Source organism: Dyadobacter sp. HNCC25DJ183 (assembly GCF_056895175.1).
In genome coordinates, this window is record NZ_JBXHAP010000010.1 from 22,027 (window position 1) to 49,003 (window position 26,977).

Below are 26,977 nucleotides of genomic sequence, written 5' to 3' on the forward strand. Positions count from 1 at the left end.
TTATTTCCGTGCATGGACTAAGTCCCAGTCAAACCGACTTAAACAACATGCACGGAAATGAAGAAAATCTACCTGTTAACTCTCCTTCTGCTCTTTAAAAATCACGCATTCTCGCAAAATGTAGACTACACTACCCCGCTCTATACCAGTCAGACCTTTACGAAAATAATCAATCCGGCGCTACCTGTGGGTAGCGTGCCAGGCAGTGGCTATGTTTCGCCTTCCGGTGGTGCGACTTATTCCATTCCCATTGCGGTTCCGCCTGGCACAAACGGGGTGGCACCTGCCATTTCAATTGATTATCAATCTTCTGCCGGAAACGGACTTCTGGGAAGTGGCTGGAACATCGCAGGTTTGTCAATCATCTCCCGCGCGGGACAGACCATTTACCACCATGGTCAGGTCACAGCGGTGGACTTATCTGACAACGACAGATTCACATTGGATGGCCAGATGCTCATGGGCATATCGGGCGTTTACGGCGCCAGCGGCGCAACTTACGGAAGCGAAAGCCAGGATTTCTCGGTAGTAACGTCCAATGGCATCATCGGCACCGGCCCTGCGTGGTTCAAAGTAGTGACCAAAGAAGGGATCGAAATGGAATACGGCAATACGGCCGATTCCCGGGCAATGGACGAGACGAATACGAATATCCTTTTCTGGCGGATGAACCGCATTAAATATCCCGACGGCAACTACATTGATTTCAAATACCTCTTCACGGACCGCGATTCCAGAATAGATGAAATCAACTACACCGGGAATACGGTAACAGGACTCGCGCCTTACAATAAAATCAAATTTGAATACAAAGTCAGGGCGGATATCAATGGTCAGTTCCTGGCGAATTCACTTGTTACCAGTAAATATTTACTCGACAAAATAACAGTGACAGCAGAGGGCGCTGTTTCCAAGAGTTATCTGTTCAAGTATAGCTGGGACAATATCAATTCGTATTTGCGGGAAGTGATTGAGTCAGGATCCGACGGAAGCAGCCTCAACTCGACTATTTTTAAATATGGGGACACTCCTGTCCCGTTTGAAAATGCGAGTTCTACCAGCGGGAACTTTGCTTCACATGATCTTTTCTTCGGGGATTTTAATGGCGACGGAAAATCAGACGCGCTCACGGCCAAATCAGTCAATTCCGGGATTCCGTATGTCAATTACCATGATTCTCTTTCCCTTTATTTATCGCAGCCAAATACGCCGCTGCTTTCGAAAGGACCAAAATTCAAGTTAAGCCCCAATTACTCATTGATCCGTGGAGAGAAAATCCCTAATGATTACAACATTCTGGCTGGCGACTACACCGGCGACGGGCTGGATGACATTCTTACATTGAAAGTTACCAACGCAGGTGCGTACCAGAAGCTGGATAGTGTGATCATTTATGAGAGCGTCAATGCAGCACAGTCATTCGTCAAGCACCGGCGGAGTGTGCAGCCCAATTACTTTAAGATACATCCCAAAGCAAATTACTTCTTCCCTGGCGATTTTGACGGTGACGGGATCAACGAGTATATCACAATTCTCGGTAACGACTTCAACAACTACCTGCCATTTTTGTGTACCAACTACATTCAAGGCGGTGCCTGCGGAAGTATCGCGATCAACGGGGCGACTGGATTTCCGGTGGCCGATTGGGCTAATGCAGACAAAATCTATGTCCTGGATTTCAATGGCGATGGTAAAAGTGACCTGATGCTGATCAAGGACAATCTTTGCGAAATATTCACAATGGATGCCAACGCCGCAAGGCGCATTTACACATCCAATTTTCCCACCAAAAACCACCTGGTTTACTTCGGGGATTTCAATGGCGACCGGAAAACGGATTTGCTGACCCGCAGTTCATTAACCGATAATGCAGCTACGTGGACCAAATCAATGTCAACGGGAGCTGGCTTCATCTCCTCCGTCTTTACCTGGGTTCAAATTCCGAATATTACCAATGAAGCTTACAAAAACCATCATGTGAACCTCGCTGATTTCAATGCGGATGGGAAAACGGATATTTATCACGGTAAAAACAATGCCAATTTCAGCGCTTCAAAACTGGATATCTATTACAGCAGAGGCAACGACTTTTTCAGCATTCAGAGTGACCTGGCGGAGGCGGTTACTTCATCCCCTTCTTACATCGCCGATTTGGACGGTGACAGCCGTGCCGAAGTGATAAGCGTATCGTTTTTTGCTCATCCTTACAAACATTTCAAATTCAAACCATCCGGCCAGGAAAACTTACTTCATAAAGCCGCCAATAGTGTCGGCCATATCTCTGCCTGGAATTATAAATTGATGGCCAATGGCGGGGACCTGTATACCAAAGGAGTTGGTTCGGCCTACCCTTTCAACAATGTCCAGCTTCCAATGTATGCCGTTTATCAATTTGTTAGTCCAAATGGTATTGGGGGTGAAAATACCACGATATACACTTACGAGGGCGCTAAAATGCACCGCGCCGGGAAAGGTTTGATTGGATTTACAAAAATGACAAGTTTCGATCTGGTCAGTGGTATTAAATCCGTTTCTGAATATGAATTCAATACCACCTACTATGTTGCCGCTCCCAAGAAAAGTAGTACTTACTGGACGGCAGGGAACACATTGATCAGCGAAAGCACCATCGTAAATGAATTTGTCCAGCAAGGTGCGGCAGGCAGCAAACGCTTTCTGCACCGGGTCAAAAGCAGCTCTGAAAACAATGTTTTTGAAGGCAGGACTGCCAGTTCGATTAATAATACTTTCGACAACTATGGCAACGTTACCCAAAACACGGTGAACAACAATGGGATTGAAACGACCGTAACGACTACCGTTTATGGCGCTTATCCCGGCACAATTCCCAACAAGCCTACATCCATAACCGTGAGCAAAACCAGGAGCGGACAGGCTGCCTTCTCGGTTACAACCGGAATGGGATACAACAATCTCGGCCAGCTTACTTCCAAAACCGATTTTTCCGGGCTGCCCAAAAGTGTCAACACCGTTTTTGAATACCATCCGCTCGGAAATCTTAAAAAATCAACCGTTACCCCTTCCGGTATGGCGGCCCGCTCAACCTCTGCCATATATGATGCCAAAGGCCGTTTTGCCGAATCTTCGACCAATGAACTAGGGCAGGTATCAACTGCTACTTACGATCCGAAGTGGGGCAAACCGTTGACAGCGAAAGGCATTGACGGGCTGGTAACCAGTTTCACCTATGATGCTTTCGGCCGGGCCGCGACGACCGTTTTTCCGGAAGGATATACCGTCGTCAATTCTTTTGGCTGGGATATTGCCAATGGCACCGTCTGGTTCAACCTGGTAACACACCCAGGCAAGCCCGATGTGAAAACCTGGTTTGACGTGCTGGGCAGGGAGATTAAAAAGCAAACCGAGGCATTCCCATCCGGATGGAGCACCCAAACCACCTCTTACGATAATCGCGGGAATGTGGCAACTTCAACGCAACCCGTTAAGCCCGGTGAACCTGTGCTCACGACTACGAACACCTATCATGCAACGGACCCTTACAATCGCCTCAAAAGCACCTCCAATGCATTGACCAGCACCACATTGTCGTACGCCTACAATGCTGGCATATTGACGACGACCAGCACCACAGCCGGGCAGTCAACATCAACCAGCACCGATGCAACGGGCAAAACCGTGAGCGCGACAGACCATGGCGGCACGCTCACCTACACGTACTACAGTCACGGCGGACTGAAAGAAGTAAATAATGGGGCGGTCATTACCAGCAGCCAATATGATTTGCACGGGCGACAAACTGCTCTGACCGATCTGAATGCCGGAACAACCACCTACGATTACAATGCATTGGGACAGCTGGCTTCGCAAACCAATGCAAACAACAAAACCCACACCATGCAGTACGACCTGCTGGGCAGGATGTTCAACCGGACGGGCCCGGAAGGTGCAACCGTTTACGAGTTCTTTCCATCAGGCAGTGGCGCGTCTACCAATCAGCTCAAAAAAGTAACCGGGTTTGCAGGCAATCTGGAAGAATACACCTACGACAATTTCGGCAGGATGCTTACTTCCAAACAAACTGTGGATGCAACACCCTACACTACTACTTACGGGTACAATAGCTACGGCGATATCACCTCAGTACTTTATCCTTCGGGCTTTGGAACCACGCACTCCTATGACGCAAACGGTTACCCGACCACCATTAAAAACGGCAACGGTTCGGTAACGCTTTACACCAATACCGGCATGAACGGGCTGGGGCAAAATACGGCCTATACACTAGGAAATGTAAAATCGTCCACTATCACTTACAATTACGGAATCCCTAAACAATTCACGACCGCAGGCATACAGAACCTGGAACTGATTTGGGACTACGCCAAAGGCAACCTCGACAAGCGAAAGGATTATATCAAAAACAAAGAAGAAAGCTTCACGTATGACAACCTGAACCGACTGCTGACAGCGACAGTTTTGGGTAAACCTGCGCAGGTTACATCCTACACAGCCTCTGGAAATATAGCTGCAAAAAGCGATGCCGGGCTCACATTCAGCTACCATCCCACGAAATCCAATGCATTGACCGGCGTAGTTTCACCGACAACAGCGATACCGCTGCTGACGCAGGAAATTACCTACACCGCATTTAACCAGCCCGAAAAACTGATCGAAAATGGCTCAGGGCAACCTTACGAGCTTACTTATACTTACGGCGCCGATTACCAGAGGCTGAAAGGAGTAATGAAAAAGAATGCTGCGCTGATCAACACGCACTATTATTTCGGCAGCTACGAAAAGGATGTAACACCCGGCATCGCCGACAAGCACCTCCATTACATCAGTTCCCCTGCCGGCCTGATCGCCATCGTAATCCGCGAAAACGGCGCCGACCAATACTACTACACTTACACCGATCACCTCGGATCCTTGCTGACATTGACAGCCTTCAATGGGGCCGTCATTCTCGACCAGAACTTCGACGCCTGGGGCAGGTTGCGTAACCCCGCCAACTGGGACTTTGTCAATGTGCCGGCACCTACCAGCTATTTGTACCGCGGCTTTACAGGCCACGAACATTTGACGAATTTCAATTTGATCAACATGAATGGGCGGATGTATGATCCGGTAGTGGGGAGAGTTTTGAGTGTTGATAATTATGTGCAGGATGCATTTGGTACGCAGGATTATAACAGGTATTCTTATGCGAAGAATAATCCTCTGGTCTATAGCGATCCGGATGGGCAGTGGGTACACATTGTTATTGGCGCGGCTGTTGGAGGAGCTATTAATCTGGGATTGAAAGCGTTCAATGGAAAGATAGGTAGCTTCAAGGATGGTTTGGTTGCATTTGGGATTGGAGCGGCGGCAGGTGCTATTACAGCAGCAACCGGCGGAGCAGCTTCGGTTTATGCAACTACTGGTTCTCTGGCTGGGGCATTCAGTTCTACTGCGGTTGCAGCAGCTTCGACGGGAGTAGCTGGTGGTGCAGTGATGGGAATAGCAGGATCTGCGACTGGTGGACTCGTTCAAGGACTTGGAAATGCAGCATACTTTAATGACCCTTATTCCTTTAAGGATTGGGCCACTGGAGTAGCAATTGGAGGTATTACCGGGGGGATTTCCGGTGGAATAGCCGCAAAGCTACAGGGCAAAAATATCTTAAATGGATCAGGCGATAATAGTCTAACGGGTGCATTTCCAAGGTTTGGAAAGACAAAGTTTGTTAAAACTCCGGAAGGATGGAAACTTTTTGGCGGATCGGGAGGTGATTTGAGTTTTGTAAATGCAGAGCTGTCGAATGGTACAGTTGTAAATTCTTTTGGGGGAGCTAACTCGGGGGAGATTGTTGGATATGGAAGTAATAGCTCAGGAAGCAACTTTAGTATAAAAGCATTTTCACATAATTTCAAATATGCCCCAAGAGTGAGAATGAGAGGTGTGCAAGATCCCGTCAGTCATAACTTCCCTTATAGTTTCGATGATACGATATTATCAACTACTCCCTCTACACAAACTAGTGGATACCAAATATTCAAAATGGATGGATCTATGAATGGCAAAGCAGGAACTTTTGAAATAGGCCTTACACCAAACCGTATTATTGATCACAGATTTTTTAGACCAAATAGATAATTATTTATGAAATACCTACTAGTTGATGCTTCGCTGAATGGAACAGGAATAAGAGATTATTATGGTGGTGGCTATATTGATCCAGAGGATCTATTATTGAGTTCGACAGTTATAGAAAGTCTCAGAAAATGGCTAAAAAAGTATGAGGAAGCCCATTATGACGGATTCAAAAATGACCTTTTAATATCCGAGCTTGATAATGAGGGAAGAGAGATCGCTTATAAAATTAAAAAGGAGTTGTCAGATGTGAAAATGGAATATTATTCTGATGCAAGAATGACAAAAGATCAAATAACCTAAAATAAAAGTACACTTTACCCTACCTACATTAGATGACCTGAAAGAAAAAAAAATCATCAATACATATGTATGGATGAGTTATCCAAGTCATTATTTCACTGCCTATGCGCATCTAACAACTTTGTGGAAAACCACCTTTACGTTCGATGTTAGTATAATTCACATTAAACCTAAATAATGTTGCACGAGAAGTAGAAAAATAAATTTAACTGATTTAGTTATCATAAAAGGAGATTTATCAGAGTTTCAAAAGGAATTGTTACAATATTCTCCTGACGCAGATGAGCCACTTTTAAATATAAGTAAGCTCAATTTCACCAATCTCTTAAAAAGGTTTATTGAGAACCTGAACTTTGAGAATTTGGTAGAACGGGCTAATATCATCGAGCCAAGGGATGACTTAGATTTTGAAGTAGCAGAGATGCAAGAGATGATATTTGAATTAGCTAATCCAGAAATAAATGGAGAGCTAACAAAGGAGCGTTTACAAGAAATCATTGCATACCTAAAAGAGTAAACTTGCAAACTATACTTACAATGCCTTTATAAGTGACTCGCAACTAATTTAGTATAACATCAGGACTCAGGTATACCGGTAGGGTTTATATCATCCGGCGTTTCTTCTGCAATTGGAGGTATTACCGGGGGGATTTCCGGTGGAATAGCCGCAAAGCTACAGGGCAAAAATGTCTTAAATGGATCAGGCGATAATAGTCTAACGGGTGCATTTCCAAGGTTTTGAAAGACAAAGTTTGTTAAAACTCCGGAAGGATGGAGACTTTTTGCCGGATCAGGAGGTGATTTGAGTTTTGTAAATGCAGAGCTGGCGAATGGTACAGTTGTAAATTCTTTTGGGGGAGCTAGTACCGGAGATGTTGTCTCCTATGGCTCTACTCCTGTGGGAAGGGGAGGGTTCGAATTAAACATCATCAGCAAAAATTTGCCCGCAACAATAAATGGAACCAAATTTACCGGGCATGCGCTAGATCAAATGCAATTAAGAGGTGTACTATCTCCAACTGCTGTACTTGACGTTATCAAAAACCCGTCAGCTACATTTCCGGGAAACAGACCTGGTACTTCGGTATTTATAAAAGATAACCTAAAGGTCATCACAAATAAAATTGGTGATGTCATGACCGTTATAAGAAATTAAAACAATGAATATGAAAATTGGATCCGAAAGTAAATTTGTTCAAATAAAAATTCTTAAAAGAAGCTATCCCGAAAGTGATGATGATTCGGATATAGATTGGCTTGATGGAGAAGTTAAAGTAGTAGTACCTGGCTTCCAGGCACTTTACAAAACTTATTTAAGAACAGATGATCTCCTGTATTTCTATGAAAGTCTACGGATAGCGACGATCGATCAAGGAGCCACAATAGAATTCAATACCATAGAAGAAGGATTGTACCTGATCGGAACTAAACAGACCACAGGTCAGATATTATGGGAAGGAATAGCAAATGTGGGAAGACCTAAAAACCAGTTAAAATTCACTGTTGAAAGTGATTCTCAACTTATTGACCATCTAATAAATGATGTAAACAAAATTCGTGATCAATATCCAATTTTAGGAAAGTCGAAAACAAATATACAGCCCGAATAAAAATAAAGTAATGCCCTCTAGGAGCATTAGTTCTGTAGCACTCTGCGTACATGCGCTACTATTGAAATGGCGGGGTATAAGAAGATAGCGGGGTGATTTGATTTGGTGCGCGCAGGAGTGCAAGCCGCAGCACACGGCGCCTTTGGAGGAGCAATGTCTTACGCACAGGGAGGAACCTTCAAAACCGGATTTATTACCGGGGCTGCAGGTTCATTAATGGGATCAGCAACCGCCGGCTTAGGTACCGGTCTGCAAATTGCCGCATCCGCAGCTTTTGGCGGCGTTGTCTCAGAATTGAGCGGTGGTAATTTCTGGAAAGGAGCTGCGCAGGCGGGTATTATTGCAGGATTTAACCATGCGGCACACGCATTGGATGAGCGTGCGGCGGCAAGATTACAGAAACGCATTCTAGCGGATGGAAGGCTGAGTTTGGGGGAAGCGAATGAATGGTTTCGCAAAGGTGGCGGACGTCAACTTACCATTGACGCGAGCAAATTGGATTTAGGATGGGTTAAGGATGAGGGATGGGTTAATGGTCGTAAAGACGTACAAACATTGTACAATTCCGTTGATGGGTTGGTTCATGGCAACATACATTTGAATAGAATCACGTCGCAGTTAGCCAAAATTGACCCGGACGAATATAATTTCGAATCTCATGGAAAGTACTTTGATTCCTTCTGGAGAAACACATTTACTGTTTTGGGAAAATGGAATGCTACAAATTTTGGATACAAATCAGGGCAAATGTTTATAATTAATTATCAAGGCAATGCCATCATCAACCAGTACAGAGCTTATAAACCATATTGATAAAATGAAAAACATTGCTATTCTATGTATGCTGTCAATACTTACAAGCTGTGGCGGAGGTATATCTAATTTCACTGAAAACCTAGGACATGGATACACCTTCGACCATTCTGGCCCCACTCTTAAAATGATTCGTTCCTCGCATTCAAGTCAAAATCATATTTACGGAACCGTAACTAGCTTCTGCTACAACGATGATTTTATCTTAGTATGCCAAATACCTAGTCGAGAGGCACATAAAGCCATTATAGGCTTTGAACTACGCTATCAAGCCACGATGAAGTTTCCAAATAGACCCGAACTTAATATTGAAAAAAGCGAAGAACTGGCTGATAGCATATTATATCATAATTCTCACTATCAAAAAATCTTCTTGCATAAACTGAATTACTGGATCATTTCTCATAAGCGCAAAAAAATGTATGGTCCTTTAACCAAAATCGAGTACCTGGCAAAGAGAAAAGAATTAAATGTGCCGGATGATTTGAAGTTGGAAGGAGAAAACAATTAAAAAAGCTTTCCTCACTCAAAATTGATTTCCGCAAAGAAGGTTTCAAAAACTGGTATTGGAATGAGTTTGGTGTATCGTTGCGGTAGGCTTTATTACGTCGGGAGTTTCTTCCATTATCGGAGGTGCAACTTCCGGTATTTCCAGCGGATTAGTGCGAGCTGGTATTAAAGCCGCTGCCCACGGTGCCTTCGGAGGTGTCATGTCATCAGCCCAGGGAGGAAGTTTCAAAACCGGACTAATCACCGGCGCAGCCAGTTCATTAATGGGATCAGCAACCGCCGGTTTAAGTACCAGCCTGCAAATTGGCGTGTCCCAGCGTTTGGCGGCGTTGTCTCAGAATTGAGTGGTGGTAATTTCTGGAAAGGGGCTGCGCAGGCGGGTATTATTGCAGGATTTAACCATGCGGCACATGCATTGGATGAGCGTGCGGCGGCCAGATTACAGAAACGCATTCTAGCGGATGGGAAATTAAGCTATGCAGAGGCTAACAGCTGGTACAGGAAGGGTGGAGGCAGGGAGCTAACTGTGGATGCTAGTAAAATTGATTTGACTTGGGTTAGCGATGACATGTGGCAATCTGACGGATCGAAATACGTTGAAACGTTGCTTCGGCCAGACGGGCTTGTTCACGGCGGCATAACCATAAGGCGCCTATCTTCTCAACTTGCTACAATCGATCGAGGATTATATAAATTCGAACAGCATGGCGCCTATTTTTCCGAACCTTGGAGAAATACTTTCACCAAAATTGGCTTAGGGATGGCAACTGCTTTTGGGACTTTTTCGGGAAGTCCATATAAGATCAACTATCGGGGTAGTACAAAAATCAATCAGTTCAAACCTTTCTATCCTTATTACTAATGAAAATGATCCTGACAATATTGATTGTGCTACTTACCTCATGCAATATGTCTGACTACTCATCGACGCTTTCTGGTGGATATATTTATGTCAATGAAGGCGAAGGTCTAAACCAGATACTTCCAAATTCGAAAGGTAAAAGGTAACAAATATGTTAAAAAGTACTGCGACAACGGCAAATATCTCTGTGTATGGCAAGCGGATACGGTATTGTTTCAATCAAAAAAGTTCCTCTATGGAAATTACAAGAAAAATATTCACTATCCGAATGACCTTTTTTATATAATAGATATAAAAAGGGAGCATTTACTAGGACCATACAAAGAGAAAGAATTTCTAAGGAAATCAAAGAATTTGGGAATTAAGGTTCATTGGATACCTGAACCTTAACGTACCCTGTCGAGCAACTGCCGGTTTAGGTACCGGCCTGCAAATTGGCGCACCCGCAGCTTTTGGCGGAGTTGTCTCGGAACTGAGCGGCGGCAATTTCTGGAAAGGAGCTGCGCAGGCGGGTATTATAGCAGGGTTTAACCATGCGGCACATGCATTGGACGACCGCGCGGCGGCCAGATTACAGAGGAAGCGGAGTTAAGCCTGATGCTATACTTGATGCAATAAAGAGTCCATTAAAGATCAACAATGTTGTAACCAACCAAGTAGGTAGACAAAGTCAAAGATTGAATGGTGGATTTGGTGAACTAGCAAACTGGGAGGATAATTTCGGTTAATCCTACACCTTCAAGTAAAGCAGCGAAACTTTTAAGGCAATTGGGACAATGACCATAAAATTAAATACAATCGAATTTGAATTTCTAGAAAGTAGTCTTTCTGAAAATCAAAAAGTATTACGATTAAAACTAAATGATGTTAGAAAGGAAAACCAATTTGTAATCATCGAAGTTGATAATGAGACTGCTGATGAAATACGTGATTGGGCAAGTGAAGAATTACAAAAAAAAGGCTTTGATGTAAATTATGAATTGACTGACATTGGTAAAATATTGGAGGAAATGCCGGTTCAATGGGTGGGTTGCCTACATACCGTTAAAAAATTCTCCCTACCCGCTAAAAAGGGATTATGGTGTGAATTACAAGCTCACTTATAAATTGAAGCTGAAAACACTTACCTAAAATGATGATCATAGAAATATAATCTGGCATTTCAGGAAACCCACTTTAATTACTACCCAATAAAACCGGCTTCATTACATGAATCTTAAAAACACCCTCCCATTCATCTTGCTGTCGATCTTCATATTGAAGCTCGAATCCTGCACTGCACAAACCGAACCTGCGCAGCCGATTCCTGAAGAGTTTAAATCCTGCTGCGGAATCGAGCCTGTTGTTTTTAATAGCCGGAAAACAAGCATCTATGTTCCTAATGTTTTTACGCCTAATGGAGATGGTATCAATGATACATTTGCGCCGTTTGTTAATTCGGAAGTATTGACGCTCATCAACTTCACAATTTTAACACCAGGGAAGGATACTGTTTTATACCGTACTGTTAAGTTCGACATTTCGCAGATGCGTGAATATGCCTGGAATGGAAAAAACTGGAATGATGGAAGTGTTTACAGCGGCCCTTTCGTATATGGTATGGAGGTAATGGATCAGGAGCGAAAACTTAGCATTGTTGAAGGTTGGGCCTGCGCTATTCCCTGCAAGAAAGAAATGGTTGTTTTTAAAACAAAAGAGGGCTGTTTTTACCCCACCCAAGCCACTGATGAAGGTAACGTAGATGGTCGCAAGCCGAATTTAGAACAGGATTGCTTTTAGCACATTGCAGCGACTATTACACTCATAAAATTTCGGGACTCATTTTGCTATCCTCATCAATTACTGATATAGCTCAATTCCCTTTTATTTAAATCTTTATCCCCACCGAAAGCAGAAAGCTCCGCCCGTCAGAACTCCAGACACCCGCTCCGGGATACATAGTCGGTCTTTTGGTAAAATATTGCTTATCGGTCATGTTGTTGATCCCCAGTCGCAAAGTATAGGCTTTACCAAGGCGGAGCGTTGCATTCAGATCCAAAAGTCCGTAGCCCGGCACTTTTCCAATGGTCCCATTTGCCGAAGGTTCGACTGTATTCAGCGGGTTTGCAAAATTGGAACTGACATAACTGTACTGCAATGTAGACGACAGCTTTTTGTATTCCAGTTGCACCCCATTCCGCGAAATCCACGCAGGTACACCCTCAACCCTGTTGCCCGCAACGCTTTTATTCTCATTACTCACCACCGCATTCCCCTTGATATACCTGGCGTCGAAATAGGAAGTTGAGGTAAAAAAGGAAAGTAGTCCTGCGGAGGCAGCTTCATCATCTGTTTTAAATGGTGTTGCTTCCAAATACATTTCCAGACCGCGGGTGCGGCTGTCGCCGGTTGTGGTCCGTAGCAGATAGGCTGTTCCATTTTCATCACGCATGGATACGGTCCCCATTCTGTGGTTGATCAACACCTGGAACACACTGATATCGTATTTGAAAATACCTTTTACATTCCCGCTGATACCGGCTTCCAGATTGTACCCGTACGCATCTTTGAGGTTCTTGTCAACGCTTTCCAGCACAGAAGCCGGGATGATATCTTTAAAAACCACCGGCCGGTAAGCCTGTGAAAACCCGGCATAGGCGCGGCTGTTGCTGCTGATCCTGTACTGAGAGCTGATCCCGAAAAGCGGAAACCTGTGCCTGATGCTGTTGGGAAGGTTGCCCGGATCGTAATAGCTGATCTTACCTGTCATATCCGTTGCGCCGCTCTCGATCCGGAACCCGGGCGACAGTGTCCATTGCGGAGTGATAAAAATGAGGTTTTCAATGAATGCGGCTGTATTTTTTGTCTTCATGTAAAGATCGCGGCCGAATACCGGATCAGTTAATGTCAGATCAAAATCGCTGCCCGTGGTACCTTTGCCCAGCTGCCGCCTCCGCAGGTTATTGTGCATAAACTGCACGCCCGCAGAAAACACATTGCTGATCCCGGCAAACTGATACTGGTGCAAAAGCCGTAATTCGGAAGTGAAACTGCGGAAGTTATCAATATCCACCTGTCTGGCGCGATACGATCCGGTGGCGGAACTGATCGTATCGGGTACATTGGCGAATGCATCAAACATGACGCTGTTCCGCGCGCCGTAAACGCCGGAAGCCGTGAATTTGAGCTGGGTAGCGGGATTGATCTTCCAGTCGACCGTGAAAGAAGGAATGTATATATCCGGGTTAAAATAGTTACGCGAACGTGTTGACTGCCTCGGATCCGCCTCGAACATCGCGTCCGTCAGCGGACCTGGTATCTGGTAAATGTACTTAGACCTGCCCAACTCCGCCTTGATCCGCAACGAGCGGCTTACTTCGTATGATAAACTGACAAACTGCGACTGCGCATCAGAACGCGCATTTTTCCGGTATCCGTTTGAATGCCGGTTTTGATAATATGCCTGGTAAGTCAGCTTGCCTACCTTGCCCCCGATTGCATTATAAGAGCTGAAAAGACCGAAAGAACCTGCTGAATTGATTGTTTCAAATGTGATAGCGCGTGTCGTATCAGGATCTTTGGTAATGTAATTGATCATACCGCCAAACTGTGCCCCGAATTGAAGCGACGCAGTACCACGCACCAGCTCCACCCGCTGGATGGATTCCATGGCAGGACTGTAATGACTGGCCGGATAACCATACATATCGGAGTTGGTGATCACGCCATTTTGCCTGATATTATATTCCCAGGAACGGTGCGGATCGAGGCCACGCGTTGAAATATTCACCTGATTGCCGCTTCCGTCCATATCATACACAAAAACACCAGGTATTTTTGCAAAAATATGCCTGCCCGTTTTCTCGGTGATATTCCCGTTCACACCTTCCATCCGGATCACTTCACTCTTCTTACCGGCCATGATGTAGGTATTATGCACATCCGGGAGTTGCTCTGTATGAATGATGTTCCTGCGCTGCTCGATTGTGACTTCTTTCAGGTCGAGTACTTTTTCAAAATCCTTTGTATCCTTTTTTTCATCCTGTCCATTTACATGAAAAGTAAGAGTTGTAAAAAACAGGATCAGAAGGTAAAAACCAGATTTCATTATCAGCTATATACAATTGGTTATCAATGGAAGAGCAAGTCAATACTGCCCCGTTTCGGGATGGAAAGTTTTCCAGCTATGCCAGTATTCCTGGTAAGCTTTCACGGGTTTCAGGTCATCGCCGGTACCTGCGATGCGATTGCCGAGTAAGTTATAGGTCGCTTTGTCACTATAAAGCGTATCGTTTTGCAGCCGGAGATTCTCCTTATGCGGATTTTCAAAAGCGAAAAAGCTCCTTTTATCAGCAGCGAGCATGACTACTACCGGAGCCGATCCGACCTGATCCATGATAAGCTGCTCCTTTTTCAGCCGGTTCCAGTCAAAAGCCTTACTTCCGTCACGGGTTTTGACACCCACTACCCACGATTTATCCTTCCATGAAAGCGAATCGGCGCGCGTCAGCATCGATTTATTTTTCCCGCTTTCGTACCGGCTCATGGAATCGTATTTAGCCTGGTAAGCCGGGTCTGGCTGCATGATCCTGCTGTTTGGATGCAATTTCAGCCACTGGCGCAATGAAGTTTGCGAGCAAGCTATTTCAGGCAGCATTTTGCCTTTCAGCTCTCCGGCAATAGCTTCCCCATTGGCCTGTCTCCACCAGCTTCCCGTTGTTTCATCTTCAAACATCGCATTGAAATGGTCCATCCCCACCAGCCTGAAATGCTCGGTTTTACCATTTACAACGGGCTCAAAAACCCTCCCCGTCCGGCAAACTGTACAATAAGTAACCATCACCGGTTTTCCGCCCAGGCTATCGCGCACCTGATGGTGATAGCCGATGAATTGAATGGGATAGGCTTTTGCTTCACCATTGACGACCGCACCGATCACCAGCCTGTCGGCACTCACTTTGTTGGCAACTGCATCTTGCATTAACAAGGTACCCGGCTGATAAAACATGGTATCTGCTGCCATTTCATAGTTCGCAGCATAAGTAACCCCGAATGCCACCAGCAGCAGCAAGCCAGCTGGCCACTTCATCTTAGCCTTGAAAACGGCAACTGAACCAACCAGGATCAGCGCCCAGAACGTGATCCGGAAAACCCAGCGCCAGGTATGCAGAAAATAAGCCAGGTCAATGCTGTTCATGCGCTGACTGCCAGGCATTGGCATAATGAAGTAAACTTTGGCTATTTCGTAAAGTATAATCCCGATTACACCCAGATAGAAGAGCTTTTTCATTGATATAAAAATTTCTTGATTGACAGAAGAAACAAAGAAACGCCCTGCGCTGCGCTCAGGGTGACAATTAACAAAGAAACGCCCTTCGACTGCGCTCAGGGTGACAACTAACAAAGAAACGGGTTCGCCAGATGGCAAACCCGTTTGCCTAATATATTAACCTATGATATTCACTTTTAAATAGTTACTTACTGCGCGCTGTAAAAAGCAATGCAATTACGAATGGGAATGTGAAGACGAGCAACGCATTTCCAAAACCGCCCAGTACACTCACCAGAGAGCCGATAAAAAACACGGCTGTGGCGGTAAAAAACCTTCCTATGTTAAAACACAAGCCCGTTGCAGTGCCGCGTACCTGTACAGGAAACAGCTCGGGAATGTAGCTCGACAATGCACCCTGGCTGATCCCAAAGCAAAATGAAAGCACGGCTGTTTCGAGATAGACGATGTTGGAAAAAGTGTCATTTGTCAAAAACAGAATACAGCACATTACCAGGCAGCCCGTGAACACGGCGGTCAACGTTTTCCTTTTACCAAAACGATTGAGCAGAACACCCGAAAAAATACCGCCGAGAATGCCGCCCGCGCCGAGCAGGATCATGATCAGCCCCCGTTCCTTTTGGCCGTTTTCTCCGGCTGGAAGCAACGTTTGCACCCAGGTAGGAAGCCAGGAGAATATACCCCAGAGGCCAATCAGTACCGATCCGAATATGACAGAGCCAGAGATAAGATTGAGCCGGTTTTCGCCTGTGAGCAGCTGCTGCGGCTTCTTTCCCGCCAATTTGAGATCGCGCCATTTGGCAGATTCAGGAGCAAACATGAAAATGATCGCTGCGGTCAGTACGGGAATGATACCAATCCCGAATGCACTCCGCCAATCGGAGAAAATCAGGTTCAGGCTTCCGGTTGTAACAATACCGACAGGGAAGCAAACTGCCAGGATACCCAGCATAACCGCCTTTGTTTTATCGTCCCAAATCTCGGAAATGTAAACCGTGGAGATCAGTAAAACACCGCCTACGCCCATTCCTGCAAAGAAACGGAATGCGACCAGCGCGTATAAATGGGGAACGATTGTAACCAGGCAGGTAAAAATCCCGTAAAGCGCGGTGACCAGCGTAAGTGATTTCACCCGACCAATGCGATCACTCACAACACCAAAAAATAACCCGCCGCACATCCAGCCGTACAGATACAATGCATTGATATAAGCACCTATCTCTCCCATTGCGGATTCACTGACCGGGCCGCCGCTCAACTCGGGAACAGCCACCGGCAAGAACACGGACATCAGCGTTGAAACTGTCCCGCTGAATGTATAGCTCACAAAACACAATGCGAATGCAAGCCATTTTCCGGAAACGGTTTTCGATTTAATCCCTGTTAATTCGAGAGTTTGCATAGCTCGTACGGTTATCTGAATAGCTGATCAAAATTCAAACTCACATAGTACAGCCCGCCCACAGCCGGCGAACCGTAAGCCTGCACGATATACTTGTTCGTGATGTTGGACCCGCCGATTTTGACAGTGGTTTTCAGCGACGGAATGCGGTAGCTTACCTGGGCATCGAGCAGGTTGTAAGCCTGCACTTTGCCGGGACGCATTTCGGTGAATGTACCATACCAGTCAAAGCTGCTTTGCCAGTGCCAGGCTATGTTGAAGCCCAGTTTATCGGTCAGTTTTGGGTTACCAAAAACCACATTCGACTTCCATTCGGGTGTGTTGAATGCGGGAATATTGTTGGCGTCGGCGTCTCCGATATTGAAGTCGATCCAGGTTGCATTGCCGCTCAGCCTGAAGTTCCGGGGCAGAGAATAAGTAAGTCCGGCACTTACACCCTGGATGGAAACCTGGTCAGCCGCATTGGTGTACAATTGAAAAAGCTGCCTGTCGGCACCCAGCAATTCGGCCGCCGCGGCAGGGTTTACCGATCCATCCGGCAGCAGGATATCCGACTTTGCCCGAGCTACCACGGTGTTGATCATAAAATCGGTATACTGGCTGTAATAATAGTTGACATCAAACAACAACTTCTTGCTTAACAAACCTTTATAGCCAATCTCATAGCTTTTTACTTTTTCAGATTTAATGTAAGGCACATCGGATTTTACCAGCTTATCCTTGTTGTTCGCAACTGCCTGAGGAAATGGCGTACCCTTCTGCATATCTGCACCAAATGCATTTGCAAACGCTGAGAATGAAGCAATGGTAACTGAATTCTCATAAGCGTTGAGCCCCTGCGAATTGACCGGCGCGCCACCTAAAATGATGATCGGCCCGACATTCAGCTTGATGAACTGATCACTTACGGTAGGGTTACGAAATCCGGTCTGGTAGGAGGCGCGGAAATGGTGATTTTCTGTTGGGGAAAAAACGGCGGACGCACGGGGCGTAAAGCGACCGTCGAAGTTCTCGTTCTTGTCATACCGGCCTGACAATGTAATTTTCAAATGATCTTTCCACAACGATTTGGAAGCTTGTGCAAAAACGCCATATTCTTCATTCGTCAGGTTCTTATCTTTATCGTCAAAAAGCGTCCCACCAGTTTTCAGGAAGTACTTTCTGTAATTTCCTCCAACCTGCAAATTGAAGATCTTCAATGCAGAGCTGAAATCGTACATTCCCTCAACGTGGCGCAGGCTGCATTCGCTGAGGATACCAGCGCCTGCCAAGCCTCTGGTTTTGATCAATGCATCTTTCGCGCTATCAAATTCTGAGCTGCCCGGCAAAATACGCCCCTGATCGGCAAAGGTGCGGGCTGCATTGTGATCTTTTGAAACAATGCCCCCAAGTGCTCCATTATAAGCTGCCGCATACCTTTCAAACCAGGCTGCGTCGGCTTTATCCGGCGATACGGTTGCTCCCGTCAGGTCCTTAACCCAGGTGCGGTTGATATGCTGGCCGAGTGCGCGGGTATTGTATGAGTTGGTCGAAAGCTCCTGGTTGGTGTAAGCTCTCACGTAAAAATTACTTCCGCGGAGTTCGAGTTTGTGTTGGATAAATTTAAAATCATTGATAACGAAACGGTTACTGCCTGTATACTGCGCAGTTCCCTGGTTAAAATTTCCCTGATAAATGGCTTCCAGCTTGTCGGTGATGCGATAATGCAGTGCCGCATTCAGTTTGAGGCTGTATACCCCGTAGGTAGCGAGGTCTTTCTCCTCATAGCCGGTACGCGATACCCGCCCAATGTTCGGAAGTGTCTGGGCCACTTCATCCCCGTAAATATTCAGCTGGTTCTTTCCAGGGTTATTCGGGCCTCGGTTTGCTTCCGGAGTATTAGGATCAATGTCCGTGTAATCGTTGGCATACCAGTCAGTCCCTTTCAGGTAAGATGCATTGACTTTGAAGGCAAACCTGTTGTTAAACGCCTTGGCATAACGGATTGCCAGATCGTACATCGGCTTGGCGCCCAGCCCGGTGCCGTCGTCAATATGGTTTACTCCGAATTTGGTCTGTGCACTGAGCCCCTGGTATTCAAACGGGTTTTTGGTACGTGTGTTCAGCATTCCATTGAACGCGATCGGACCGTACAAGGCAGATGCGGCGCCGGGAATTAACTCTGCACTTTCCACATCAATGTCGTGAGGGCCAAACAAATTGCCCATTGCAAAACCAAGTCCGGAAGGCTGGTTGTCCACACCGTCGACCAGCTGCAAGAACCGGCTGTTGCCTGTTGTGTTGAATCCCCGGGTGTTGATCTGCTTGTAAGTAAGGCTGCTCGTCACCATATCCAGCGATTTCATATTGATCAGACCGTCGTAAAAGTTAGCCGACGGTGTCTGCTGAATGGCGCGCGAATCCATTTTCTCAATACTGACCGGCGACCGCAGGATACTCTCTTCCACCCGCGACGCAGTCACAACCACCTGGCTCAACTCTTCAATGGCGGGCGCCAGATTAACTCTCAGGTCCTGGTCAGAAACCGCTTCCACTTCCTGACGGGCATAGCCTACCAGTGAAATCACCAGCGTTGCAGGCAATGAAGTATTCAGCTCAAATGAACCTTCGGAGTTGGTGACTGCACCCGTATTTTTTCCTTTCACCGAAACCGACACTCCGGAAAGCGGCTTTTGGGATTCATTGTCAATAATTTGTCCCCGGATTTTAGCTGATTGCGCGACTGCGATTTGTGAAGCGGCAATGCAGAACAGGAGCATTACGAAGCGTAAATGTTTTTTCATACACGTCTATTTAAATAGTCAGGAAGGTTGATTTTGTTTTTTCAAATGATCGTAACCATTTGGCAATCTGTTGTAGCCATGGTCTTTAAGTCGCTGACCAAGGCCAAGATAAAATTGAGGATCAGTGGGAGCGACAGTCGCCGTTCCGTCCACATAGCGGTTGTACAGGCAAAACAGGGCGGCAATCAGTACGGTATCGTGGATCTCCAAGTCGGTAGCGCCTGCATTGCGTGCATAGGTTACCGCTTCCGGCGTCACCGCCTTTCCGCTGACCTGAACCAGCCGGGCGATTTTCAGGAGCGCCTTCATCTTTTCACTTACCGGCGCAGTATCAATATCCTGTTTCACCATTTCACAGGTTTCGTTCTCGCCCAGTAAAATATCCGCAGCGGCGGTGTGTGCCGCCGTGCAGAATTTACATTCGTTATTGTGCGACACGATGGTCGCGATCAACTCACGCTCGCCTTCGCTCAGACTGTTCTCTCCGCGAAGCAGAAACTGGGTCAGTAACCGGATCGGGTGCGCCGTTTCCTTGCTGTATTCCAGCAAGCCGGTAATGCCTGGCAAGTGGTCAGGCAGTGGTATATGTGGCATTTTGAGAGTGCTTTTAGTCTTGAAGAACCGGGAACCTGACGTAACCTGTGTGGGCCATACGTTGACCCATTTCGCGGTAGGCTTCGTTTTCCTGAGGTGCCCAGGTACCCAGTCCGTCGACATAGCGGTTAAACATGCAAAAAGCTGCGGCGATCAGCACGGTATCGTGGATTTCCTGGTCTGTCGCCTGCTCGGCTCTTGCATTTGCTACATCTTCGTCCCGCACTTCTTTTCCGCTTTGCTGCACTTTGGCAGCGATACGGAGCAAAGCGCGCAGTTTGGGAGATACTTCGATTTGTCTGAAATCATTTTTGATATCGTCAACCAAAGCCAGGTCACATTCCAGGTGCGCCATGGCGGCAGCGGCGTGGGAAGTGTGGCAGAAATGACAATTGTTAAGATGTGAAACGTAAGCTGCGATCAGCTCTCTTTCGCCACTGGTCAGTGAAGAGCTGCTCCTGAGTAAAGTTTCGGCTAATAGCTGCAAAGGTGCTGCCGTTTCCGGCCTGAAATTGAAAAGTCCGACAATGCCCGGAAGTGATTCGTCGGGCAGGGTAATATGTGCCATTTTCGGATGAATCGGTTATAGTAAATAGTTACTTGTCCCTTCCGGCAGATCGCAACATCAACAATCGTGCATAAACGCGGTCGTTTGTGCAAAATCTTGGCTCAGATCTTCGGAATGGGATAAATGGATTTACTATGCGCGATCGGGTGGCGGCGCGGGAATGGAAGAGTGCCTGTCGGATGTAAAGGCAGGTGTTGATGAAGGAATAATCAAATGGGAGGGAGTCCATTCCAGCACATAAAAGACGTGCTTTCTACCCTGGCCCATGTATTCTTTAAGGAAATTTTTGAGAATGCTGGAATGCTGATCTTTGGCATTGTCAGACTGTTGGCCGGTAACCTGATCATTGATCTTGGAAACCAAATCGGTAAACCTGTCACGGGCGGTTTGGTCCAGCTCACAATGCACGTACATGGTATCGTTTAGCAGCTGCTGGCTTTTCATCTGGTAAAACCTGCCTTCATGCCGGATCTGTCCTTCCACAGCTTCCGGCGTTTCCCAGTTGGTCTGATAAGGAACAGCCACAGGCACTTTGATAACAATATCCGCCGAGCTGGCCGACTGCTGGATCAGATCCGTATTCACTGCACTGATCTCATGCCGCTCCTCCAACAGGTAGACTATCGAATAGCCCACCATATTATAGAGCAAAAGCCCGAGCAGCAGTATGGATAAAATCCTGCGCAATGTTTGAATAGGAAGAAAGATTGAACTTAGCAAAGTTAAAAATCCTCTGGAAGTATTTATATATACCAGAGGATTTTTTCAAAATTTCTAATGCAAATGCGCGAGGAATCTTCAATGAACCATTTACTGATACTTACTCAACTTGATTTGAGCAGAATTATATGCCGCAAAGAAGCCGAATCCACCTTTTACATTGGTATATACCGTGGCAGGTTCGGCAAACGGGTTGTCTGCATTGTTCCTTGCTTCCAATGATCGTTGATATTTGTAATAATGCTGATCTACATTCATTACCTCCAAAACCACATTGCTAATTTTGGTTTTGGGGTATACTTTTATCTTCTTTCCGTCGCGGCTTTCTTCCTGAACCCTTGGTAAGGTAACTTTCCCTGTTGGCGAGGTAAACAGCGCACCGTCCTGGTAGCTGTCACTCTGCAGTTTATTTGTTCCTTGCTGCCAATCCCAGTTAAATGCGAACGGATAAGCTACCCGCTTTTCAGTAAAATTCCCGGAACTTTCTTTTACCAGGATACTATATTCGATGTCCATTACTGCATCAACCCGATACTGATTCGTATCGCCAGGAATGTCGCGCCAGGTCATTTTCAATGTGATGGCTGTGTCTTTGTAAGTCTCTTCTTCAAAGACCAATGTATCAAAAACATAGGATGCTATTTGCGGCGCTTTGGCAGGTACTGTGCATTGTGCCGTCACGCTTCTTTTCCCATCTGAAACGGACAACGTATATGTTTTCCCAGATTCAATGGGAAACTTTGATTGCTCTAAACTATAAAGGTTATTTTCCGCATTGTAAGGGATGGTTGCTTCCTTCACACCGTCGGTAATCCTGACAACCGCATTTTCCAGCCTTTTTCCCGTTGCTCCGGATTTAGAAAATAAAGGGACAGACTCCGAAACTATGACATTGATATGAGATAAATGGGGAGCAATTACAGAGCTGACTACCAGCCTTGATTCACTTTTTGGAAGCTTTGCTTCCGGAATATCGTTCACAAAAGATTCACAGGCTGTCAATAGCCATCCAGCAGCCAACAAGAGCGGGCAGAGATATAATTTCAGATTTTTCATGGCCTCAAATTTGAAGTTGTAGCTTACGGAAGGAAGGACCGGAAAGAGGGAATATTTTTTCAGGCTGCGCTCTGTTACTCCCGCAGGCGTGACATTTTGCGCTAAATCATAGAAAAAGGGATTTTTATGATTATAAGCGTTATACACGCTAACCTCCCAGGTTCGTTCGTACCGTCTTTTTTTCTTGTGAAATTGAACAGAGAAGTCAAGCCGATGAAAGGCTTCTGCCCGAAAATCATTTTTGCTATCGAACTGCGAAATGTTCATTCCGTCTATGTTGCGGTTAAGCACCGTTTCAGAAGGGTTATACCGACTGAAAAAACTCATTTCCATCGCATTATATGTAGATGCTGGCACACTGAGCGCATTGCCGGTTCCATATACCCAGGTTGCAGATAAGGTAACCCGTTTGCTCAGCTCGTAAATGCCCACAATGGATAAATCGTGACGCCGGTCGTAGCGCGGATGAAATGCCTTTCCATTATTCAGCTCGGGAAACTTCCAGTAAATCCATGACAATGTGTACCCTACCCAGCCTGAAAAGCGTCCGCTCTTTTTCTGCGCCAGGAATTCCGCGCCGTAAGACCAGCCGCTTCCAGATGTCACATTGTCTTCCCACTTGACATCCGTTGCATTCTCACCAGTGATTCCGATAAATGTTGCCCCCTCTTTATAGCCAAGAATGTCATTCATATTCTTGTAAAATCCTTCGAGCGTAAATGTGAGCGCTGGCTTTTCAAGATCCTTCGCAAAGCCGAATGCAAACTGACTGGATTGTTGCGGTTTAATGCGGTCGGTACTTGTTACCCAAAGATCTGTCGGCAACCCCAACCCCGTATTCGATAAAAGGTGAACATACTGGTTCATTCTCGCGTAGGACACTTTTGCAGAAAAATCCGGCGCGAGCCTCAAAGCTGCTGAAAAGCGGGGTTCGGGGCGGATATAATCCTTTTCACGCGCCCGAAAGTAGCTGAGACGAAAACCCGCATTCATCTTTAATGCATCAAATGCCTGCCAGGTATCTTCAATATACGCACCACCTTCCAGTGAATGTACCTGCTCTTTTTTCGGAGCGATCGGCTCGTCGCCAAATGCCCCCTGCACGTTCATTGCTGAGGGTATCGACTTGTGAAAGGTACCCTGAAGGCCGAATTTAATTGCGTGGGCAGCGACAGGATAGTAATCGAAATCGTTTTTGAAACTTAAATCCCTGATGCGTGAACTGTAAGCAACACCTGACTCGCTCAGCGTCCGCTCTTGTCCCGTATACTCCTTGAAATGGCTGCTTGTATTAAAATAGAAATCGGTGAAGATGAGCGATGTATTCGCAAACAGCTTTCTATTCAGGATATGGTTCCAGCGCATTGTCGCTGTCGCATTGCCCCAGGACATATCTGCCCGCATTTGAAAGTCCGACAGCTTTTCTTTGACGAAGAAGTTGTCACGCCCGAGGTATCCGCTCAGGTAAACCTTGTCTTTTGGCCCGAGATCATAATTGATCTTGGCATTCAGGTCATAGAAGTAGTAACCCGGCTGAAAGGTGTTCTCAGATTTTTTATTCAAATGTTTGATCACTGGAGCAGCCAGAATATCGATATAAGTTCTTCTTGCAGAGATAATGTAAGACGATTTGCCTTTGGCCAAAGGCGCCTCCAATGTGACCCGCGACGCGATCAATCCTATTCCTCCTTCTCCGTGCAGCTTGTCCTTACTGCCCTCTTTCATATTCATCTCGACTACGGAAGACAACCGGCCGCCATAGCGCGCGGGAAAACCTCCCTTGGTTAATTCGACATTCTTGATTGCATCACTATTGAATACGGAAAAGAAGCCGAACAGGTGACTTGCATTGTAAACCACCGCATTGTCGAGAATAATCAGATTCTGATCGGGCCCGCCGCCACGGACGTACAAGCCTGTTTGACCCTCGGTACCTTTTTGAACGCCCGGCATAAGTTGGAGCCCTTTCAAAACATCTTTTTCTCCAAACAGCGCAGGCATTTTCTTGATCTGGTCAATTGGAATTCCCACCGAGCTCATCCGTGCAGACCTGCTGACATAATCTTCCTGCTTCCTCGCCGAAATAACTACTTCTTCCAGCTGCCGGGCCGAGGAAAGAAAAACGTTAACCTCCATATTCCGATCAGCCTGAATGCGGCGGTCGGTTTTTTCATAACCAACAAGTGAATAGGAAATGGTCACGGAATCAGTTGGTGGTACAGTCAGTGAATAAAAACCATAGTTATTAGTAACTGCATTCGCCGAAGTTCCGGGTATATAAACATTCACTCCGGTCAGCAATTCTTCACTTCCCTGCTCTTTAACAAAACCGCTGATTGTTATACGTTCCTGCGCAAGTGCATAGTGAGAAATGAAAAACAAGCATACAACAGTATGTATCTTCATAATTGAGAGTGTGTTTGATGAAAAAGTGTTGCTTTTGCCGGTCAACACATACCCTATGTGCATGCGCTGTCCGGCAGGCAATTGAAGATTGGCTGTGCTTTATTGAGTATGAAAATTTCTCTATTTCTTGGTATCTACCAGCCTGAATGGCATTTCTTCGTGGATGCGTGTTCCGTCTTCAAGCTCGGCCTGTACCTGTATGTACATATCACTTGTCTTTTTAACATCATACATAAATGCTAGGTCGATGGCAACGTTGCCCTTGTCTGCACAGCCGCACATTATTTTTGTCTCGTGCATTCTCTTGCCCTTTTTATCAAGCAAATAAACTTGGTAGCTCGCGACTGCTCCTGAATTTGGCTTGATAGTCGCATCCACGCGGATGCTGTCACTATCCTGTACCTCCTGATTTTTCATCGGTGAAGTCATCGTGATGTACTGTGAGTCCTCAGCATCTATTTCATTGTCTTTACAGCCGGCAACCAGCAAAATCGAAGCGGATAGTGCGAGCATTAACTTTTTTGCTTTCATTTCATTTTAGTTTTGTTGAACAATAGAAAACCACCATTTCTATTTCTCTCTGCTAGTACAGCTTAAAAAAACAGATTTGATTTGGTGCTCTATCATACATTCCTATGCCTTTGCTCACCTATTTGCAGACTCAATTTTTTAAAGGTTGGTCGCGTCAAACGATCGGTAAATCACCCATTTTTGTTGACATTTACACTGCTGAACTAATTACCCGATCAGGTGAAGTTCTGTACATTATGTGGCCTTTAATGAAACTCTCCAGCTCACAATCATGCCTTTCGTCGATTTCAACACAAAAAGAGTAGTCAAAATATGGGATGGGATTTATGGGACGCTGGCGCACTCGGAACAGCAAACGTTTGGCCATTTCACGATTGACAGCGGGACTGTACTGCCTGAGCACAGCCATTTTCACGAACAGTGGTGCCACGTGCTCGAAGGTGAACTTGAATTTGAAATCCTCGGAGAAAAGAAACTGCTGAAAAGTGGCATGACGGCCTACATTCCCTCGAATGCGCCCCACTCCGCAGTCGCACATACGCAATGCAAGGTTATCGACTGCTTCACTCCTGCCCGCCAGGATTTTATTGAACTGGAAAGAAAAACGGAGCAGGATCAGTAAGTAGCACGTCCGCCTGAAAGATCGAAGGTAAAGCCGGTGGTAAAACTGTTTTCAGGAGAAACAATGAATGCAGCCATGTTTGCTGCTTCTTCCAGTGTGCCGCACCGTTTCATCGGGATTTTATCGGTCATATACCGCACCTGCGCCTCCGGCATCGCGGCTACAAGGGGCGTTTGAATTACCGCCGGCGCCAGTGCATTTACCGTAATACCCGTTTCGGCATACTCTTTCCCCTGCACTTTCGTCATACCGATTATTGCCGCTTTTGATGCAGAATAGGCCAGCATTCCTGCATTCCCTTCCTTCCCGGCAATGGAAGCAACATGCAGTATCCGGCCGTAATTGCTAGCCAGCATATAGGGTAACACCGCCTTTGAGGTATAGAATGCGCTCATAAAATTCACATCCATTACTTTCTTCAGGTTCTCGCTGCTCACTTCGTGACTTTTCACCTGGGTTATCCCTGTGATCCCGACACAGTTAATCAGGATATCTATTTTGCCGAAACGGGCTATTACTTTCTCAATGGCCTGCTGCACCTGCATTTCGTCGGTCACATCCACTCCTACTACTTCCTCTTGCTCCTGATTTCCGACAAAATGTTCTAAAAGTCCACTTTCATTCATATCCAGTAAGCCTACATTGGCGCCCTCATTTAAAAGTTTGTGCGCAATTACCAGCCCCAAACCGGAGGCCGCGCCTGTAATAACAGCTACTTGTGACTTGAAATGAAGCATGTTGAGGGTAATGTTGAATTTTAGGAGACCTTTTATAAGTGCAAATAACACTTTTTTTACTATCCCGCCCCTATTGG

At 46.0% G+C, this 26,977-nt stretch carries 21 protein-coding genes; 11 read left to right on the plus strand and 10 right to left on the minus strand.

The window, feature by feature from the left end; all coding sequences use genetic code 11:
* The first annotated feature begins 57 nt into the window (after nt 1-57).
* The 10 genes from AC1XTG_RS23255 (at nt 58) to AC1XTG_RS23300 (ending at nt 11,991) form a co-directional block, all read left to right on the plus strand.
* Nucleotides 58-6,117: an FG-GAP-like repeat-containing protein gene (locus tag AC1XTG_RS23255; RefSeq protein WP_484843631.1), complete on the plus strand. Its 6,060-nt coding sequence runs from the start codon at nt 58-60 to the stop codon at nt 6,115-6,117.
* Between the two features lie 6 nt (nt 6,118-6,123).
* Nucleotides 6,124-6,417 carry a hypothetical protein gene (locus tag AC1XTG_RS23260; protein WP_082489388.1) on the plus strand — a complete coding sequence of 98 codons (294 nt, stop codon included), beginning with the start codon at nt 6,124-6,126 and terminating at the stop codon, nt 6,415-6,417.
* Nucleotides 6,418-6,673: 256 nt separating this feature from the next.
* Nucleotides 6,674-6,934, plus strand: coding sequence for a hypothetical protein (locus AC1XTG_RS23265; RefSeq protein ID WP_056291253.1), 261 nt, complete (start codon nt 6,674-6,676; stop codon nt 6,932-6,934).
* Nucleotides 6,935-7,219: 285 nt separating this feature from the next.
* Nucleotides 7,220-7,573 carry a DUF4258 domain-containing protein gene (locus AC1XTG_RS23270; RefSeq protein ID WP_056291254.1) on the plus strand — a complete coding sequence of 118 codons (354 nt, stop codon included), beginning with the start codon at nt 7,220-7,222 and terminating at the stop codon, nt 7,571-7,573.
* A 10-nt stretch (nt 7,574-7,583) separates the two neighbouring features.
* Nucleotides 7,584-8,027 carry a WapI family immunity protein gene (locus AC1XTG_RS23275; protein WP_157474931.1) on the plus strand — a complete coding sequence of 148 codons (444 nt, stop codon included), beginning with the start codon at nt 7,584-7,586 and terminating at the stop codon, nt 8,025-8,027.
* 117 nt (nt 8,028-8,144) lie between these two features.
* The gene (locus tag AC1XTG_RS23280; RefSeq protein WP_484843632.1) at nt 8,145-8,840 is read left to right on the plus strand and encodes a hypothetical protein; all 696 of its coding nucleotides are present in this window, start codon (nt 8,145-8,147) and stop codon (nt 8,838-8,840) included.
* A 4-nt stretch (nt 8,841-8,844) separates the two neighbouring features.
* Nucleotides 8,845-9,351, plus strand: coding sequence for a hypothetical protein (locus AC1XTG_RS23285; protein ID WP_484843633.1), 507 nt, complete (start codon nt 8,845-8,847; stop codon nt 9,349-9,351).
* A gap of 339 nt (nt 9,352-9,690) precedes the next feature.
* Nucleotides 9,691-10,212 carry a hypothetical protein gene (locus AC1XTG_RS23290; protein ID WP_484843634.1) on the plus strand — a complete coding sequence of 174 codons (522 nt, stop codon included), beginning with the start codon at nt 9,691-9,693 and terminating at the stop codon, nt 10,210-10,212.
* Nucleotides 10,213-10,988: 776 nt separating this feature from the next.
* Nucleotides 10,989-11,318 (plus strand): hypothetical protein, encoded by a 330-nt coding sequence (locus AC1XTG_RS23295; RefSeq protein ID WP_484843635.1) that lies wholly within the window; start codon nt 10,989-10,991, stop codon nt 11,316-11,318.
* A gap of 103 nt (nt 11,319-11,421) precedes the next feature.
* Nucleotides 11,422-11,991, plus strand: a complete 570-nt coding sequence (locus tag AC1XTG_RS23300) for a T9SS type B sorting domain-containing protein (RefSeq protein ID WP_056291264.1) — start codon at nt 11,422-11,424, stop codon at nt 11,989-11,991.
* A gap of 88 nt (nt 11,992-12,079) precedes the next feature.
* On the opposite strand, the gene AC1XTG_RS23305 is transcribed toward AC1XTG_RS23300, so the two are convergent.
* From AC1XTG_RS23305 to AC1XTG_RS23345, 9 genes are all read right to left on the minus strand, one after another.
* A complete protein-coding gene (locus AC1XTG_RS23305) occupies nt 12,080-14,299 on the minus strand; it encodes a TonB-dependent receptor family protein (RefSeq protein WP_484843636.1) in 2,220 nt (739 codons plus the stop codon).
* A 39-nt stretch (nt 14,300-14,338) separates the two neighbouring features.
* A complete protein-coding gene (locus AC1XTG_RS23310; protein WP_484843637.1) occupies nt 14,339-15,481 on the minus strand; it encodes a DUF3179 domain-containing (seleno)protein in 1,143 nt (380 codons plus the stop codon).
* 184 nt (nt 15,482-15,665) lie between these two features.
* Nucleotides 15,666-16,883 carry an MFS transporter gene (locus tag AC1XTG_RS23315; RefSeq protein ID WP_484843638.1) on the minus strand — a complete coding sequence of 406 codons (1,218 nt, stop codon included), beginning with the start codon at nt 16,881-16,883 and terminating at the stop codon, nt 15,666-15,668.
* Between the two features lie 11 nt (nt 16,884-16,894).
* Nucleotides 16,895-19,666 (minus strand): TonB-dependent receptor, encoded by a 2,772-nt coding sequence (locus AC1XTG_RS23320; protein ID WP_484843639.1) that lies wholly within the window; start codon nt 19,664-19,666, stop codon nt 16,895-16,897.
* An 18-nt stretch (nt 19,667-19,684) separates the two neighbouring features.
* Nucleotides 19,685-20,260, minus strand: coding sequence for a carboxymuconolactone decarboxylase family protein (locus tag AC1XTG_RS23325; protein WP_484843640.1), 576 nt, complete (start codon nt 20,258-20,260; stop codon nt 19,685-19,687).
* Between the two features lie 13 nt (nt 20,261-20,273).
* Nucleotides 20,274-20,828 carry a carboxymuconolactone decarboxylase family protein gene (locus tag AC1XTG_RS23330; protein ID WP_056291276.1) on the minus strand — a complete coding sequence of 185 codons (555 nt, stop codon included), beginning with the start codon at nt 20,826-20,828 and terminating at the stop codon, nt 20,274-20,276.
* A gap of 132 nt (nt 20,829-20,960) precedes the next feature.
* Entirely contained in the window at nt 20,961-21,515 is a 555-nt protein-coding gene (locus AC1XTG_RS23335) for a hypothetical protein (RefSeq protein WP_484843641.1), read from the minus strand.
* Nucleotides 21,516-21,638: 123 nt separating this feature from the next.
* Entirely contained in the window at nt 21,639-25,010 is a 3,372-nt protein-coding gene (locus AC1XTG_RS23340; RefSeq protein ID WP_484843642.1) for a DUF4249 family protein, read from the minus strand.
* 120 nt (nt 25,011-25,130) lie between these two features.
* Nucleotides 25,131-25,541, minus strand: a complete 411-nt coding sequence (locus tag AC1XTG_RS23345) for a hypothetical protein (protein WP_056291281.1) — start codon at nt 25,539-25,541, stop codon at nt 25,131-25,133.
* A gap of 271 nt (nt 25,542-25,812) precedes the next feature.
* Between AC1XTG_RS23345 and AC1XTG_RS23350 the strand changes: the two genes are divergently transcribed.
* Nucleotides 25,813-26,163 carry a cupin domain-containing protein gene (locus AC1XTG_RS23350; RefSeq protein ID WP_484843643.1) on the plus strand — a complete coding sequence of 117 codons (351 nt, stop codon included), beginning with the start codon at nt 25,813-25,815 and terminating at the stop codon, nt 26,161-26,163.
* Here AC1XTG_RS23350 and AC1XTG_RS23355 read toward each other — a convergent pair.
* Nucleotides 26,157-26,900, minus strand: coding sequence for an SDR family NAD(P)-dependent oxidoreductase (locus tag AC1XTG_RS23355; RefSeq protein WP_484843644.1), 744 nt, complete (start codon nt 26,898-26,900; stop codon nt 26,157-26,159). The genes AC1XTG_RS23350 and AC1XTG_RS23355 overlap by 7 nt on opposite strands.
* Nucleotides 26,901-26,977 lie beyond the last annotated feature (77 nt).